Origin of the sequence: Sphingosinicella sp., assembly GCF_052388015.1 — a bacterium.
Taxonomy (GTDB): domain Bacteria; phylum Pseudomonadota; class Alphaproteobacteria; order Sphingomonadales; family Sphingomonadaceae; genus Allosphingosinicella.
Map to the genome: position 1 here is coordinate 1 of NZ_JBQTIN010000044.1, position 2,775 is coordinate 2,775.

The window sequence follows — 2,775 nt, forward strand, 5'->3', positions numbered from 1 at the left end:
CTCCTTGTCCTCGCCGAAGGCATCGGTCCAGTGGCGGATCTTGAGGAACAGGGCGAGGCCGGCGGCGGGCTTGATGTCGGCCATCCGCACCGGGAAGATCGGCTTGAACAGGCTGAACGCCATCTCGACCTCGGCCCGGACGTAAGGCGATTTGTTCGCCTTGTCGGTGACGAGGACGAGGAAGGCGCTGCAATTCTCGATCGCCTCCTGCAATTGCTCGGAATAATCCTGGCCGGGGCGGACATTGCGTGGCGCGATCCAGGCCTTCGCGCCCTTCGCCTCGATGAAGGCCGCAAGCTCGTTCGCCTGGACGCGGTCGTCCGATCCATGGCTGACGAAAACGTGGCCGTTCATGCGCTTCCTCTGCGGCGGACGAAGGCGGCTATGGCTCCCTGCCCCCGCGGCTTGGTAACCCTGCGGCGCCCGGGCGTCTAGCGCCGCGCGCCCAGCATTTCCTCGATCAGGATGAACTTTTCGCGCGGGGACCCTTCGCGCGCGCGCGCCGCCTCGGCCGCCTCGATCCGCTGCCAGTCGCGGAAGGTGACGATGTCGACGTTGCGGCTTTCAAGCAGCCGGTCGAGCCCCGTCCGCCCGTCCTTGCGGCCGCCGGTGCCGCCGAAATCGGCCGCGATCTTGTCGGCGACCTCATAGCCGTCCGGCCGGTTGGTCCCGATCGTGCCGGTCGGGCCGCGCCGCGCCCAGCCGACGCAATAAAGGCCGTCTCCGATCACGCCCTCGCTATTGGCGAAGCGGCCGCGACTTTCCTCATAGGGAACACCTTCGATCGGCGGCGTCTGGTAGCCGATGCAGGTGATCACCATGCCGCAGGGTATTTCATAGGTCTCGCCGGTGCCGGCCGCCGCGCCCTTCGCATCCAGCGCGGTCTTCTCGACGACGATCCGCTCGACCCGGCCCTCGCCTTCGATCCTCAGCGGCATGGCGAAGAAATCGAAATGGATCGTCTTGGTCTTGGCGGCGTCCAGCGCTGCGAAGCCGCGCAGGTGGGTCACCGATTTGCGCTGTCCCGGCTCCAGCAACGCATCGTCCATCTCAGGCGGGAAATCGGCCGGATCGACTTTCGGCACCGCGCTCTCGAGATGGCCGAGCTCGCCCAGTTCCTTGGGCGTCATCGCGATCTGGTGGGGGCCGCGCCGGCCGAGGACATGGATGTCGCGGATCGCGCTGTCGCCGAGCGCCGAGAAGGCGTGGCCGACAATGTCCGATCCCGCGAACTCCGCCGGCGTCTTGGAGAGGATGCGGGCGACGTCGAGCGCGACATTGCCGTTGCCGATCACCGCGGCCGCAGAAACGTCGAGCGGCGGCGCGAGATCGGCGAATTCCGGATGGCCATTGTACCAGCCGACGAACGCCGCCGAGCCGATCACGCCCGGCAGGTCGCCGCCGGGGATGTCGAGCGGCCGGTCGTGGGGGGCGCCGGTCGCCAGGATCACCGCATCGTACAGCTCGATCAGCTCGGGAATCGAGATGTCGCGCCCGACCAGAACGTTGCCGACGAAGCGCACATTGTCGCTGAGCGCGACCTTCTCGTAGCGCCGGTAGACCGCCTTGATCGACTGATGGTCCGGTGCGACGCCGAAGCGGATCAGGCCATAGGGCACCGGCATCCGGTCGACGATATCGATCCTGACCTCGTCGCCCAGCGCCTTCTGCAGCGCCTCGGCGCTGTAATAGCCGGCCGGGCCGGACCCGATTATCGCGACGTGCCGCATCCGCTCTCCCCGACGCACGATCCGGCGCGGATGCTTAGCGGCGCATGGCCGGGAGGCAAGCCCGGCTCAGCGCGCCCTGCCCCTCGATTTGTCCTCCAGCATCGCCGTGCCGCCATGGCGCAGCGCCGCCTCGATCGGCTTGGCGAAGAAAGCGAGCGCCGGCGGCAGCAGCATTTCGAGATGGACGAGGCTCTCGCGAACATCGAGCCGGGCGTTCACCTCCTGCCCCATCGCCATGATCTGAAGGCCGAGCTGGTCGCCGTTCCAGGCGGAGCGGACTTCCGCCGCGCCCGGAATATGATCCTTGAGATTGCCGACGCCATTCTCGATCCGGCGCCGCGCCTCGGCGGCGCCGAGGCTATGCGGCAGGTCGATCGCAATAGGTGTGTTGCTCATGCACTACACTTAGTGCAGGGGCGGGGCGATTACCAGAGGCTTGGGTCCAAACCCTAGGCGGCGAAGGTGTTGCAGCTGCGCGGGGTGACCTGGCTGGCGTTGCGCAGCGTCTGGTCGACCCGCTGGCGGACGTTGAACGCGCTTTCGTAGCGGATCTGGCGTCCGGACAGGAAGCTGTTCGGGATGATCGGCTGATAATTGTACACGACCTCCACCACCATCACCGCGCTGCCCGACTGCGCCGCGATCGTGATCCCGGTCCCCATGCTCGCATAGGTCGGCGTCGCCAGCGGGCTGCTCGGGGTGGCCGTGTTCGGGGTGGTCCGGTCGGATTGGTAGATTTCGGTGCCGTTCGTGATCGCGGTGCCGCCTGCGGTTCGCGGCCGCCAGGCGGTGTTCGGATTGGTGTAGCTGAGCGCGCCGTCGCAGCGCTGCCAGCGGATCCACTGATTGCCGCCGGTCGGCGTCGGCTCGAGGTCGGAGAGGATGATCCGGCCGTTCTGGGCGAAATTGATGTTCGCCCCGGTTTCCTTGGCGCCGGTGAGGAGGTCGATCACGTCGGCCTCGTCGATATTGTCGCGGATCCGCGCCGCATTGTCGGCGGTCATCACGGCGATGTTGCTGACCCTGAGGTGCGCCATCGCGAAGT

The 2,775-nt window shown here is 67.2% G+C and carries 4 protein-coding genes; all 4 read right to left on the reverse strand.

Translation table 11 applies throughout. The features are described 5' to 3' along the window. The coding region (locus ACT4N3_RS03995) for a toll/interleukin-1 receptor domain-containing protein (RefSeq protein WP_444853917.1) at window positions 1-354 on the reverse strand (354 nt) is incomplete at its 3' end. Between the two features lie 77 nt (window positions 355-431). Further along, window positions 432-1,730, reverse strand: coding sequence for an FAD-dependent oxidoreductase (locus ACT4N3_RS04000; protein ID WP_444853918.1), 1,299 nt, complete (start codon window positions 1,728-1,730; stop codon window positions 432-434). Between the two features lie 66 nt (window positions 1,731-1,796). Continuing rightward, window positions 1,797-2,126 (reverse strand): polyhydroxyalkanoic acid system family protein, encoded by a 330-nt coding sequence (locus tag ACT4N3_RS04005; protein ID WP_444853919.1) that lies wholly within the window; start codon window positions 2,124-2,126, stop codon window positions 1,797-1,799. A 53-nt stretch (window positions 2,127-2,179) separates the two neighbouring features. Further along, a partial coding sequence (locus tag ACT4N3_RS04010; RefSeq protein ID WP_444853920.1) for a TadE/TadG family type IV pilus assembly protein occupies window positions 2,180-2,775 on the reverse strand: 596 nt, incomplete at its 5' end.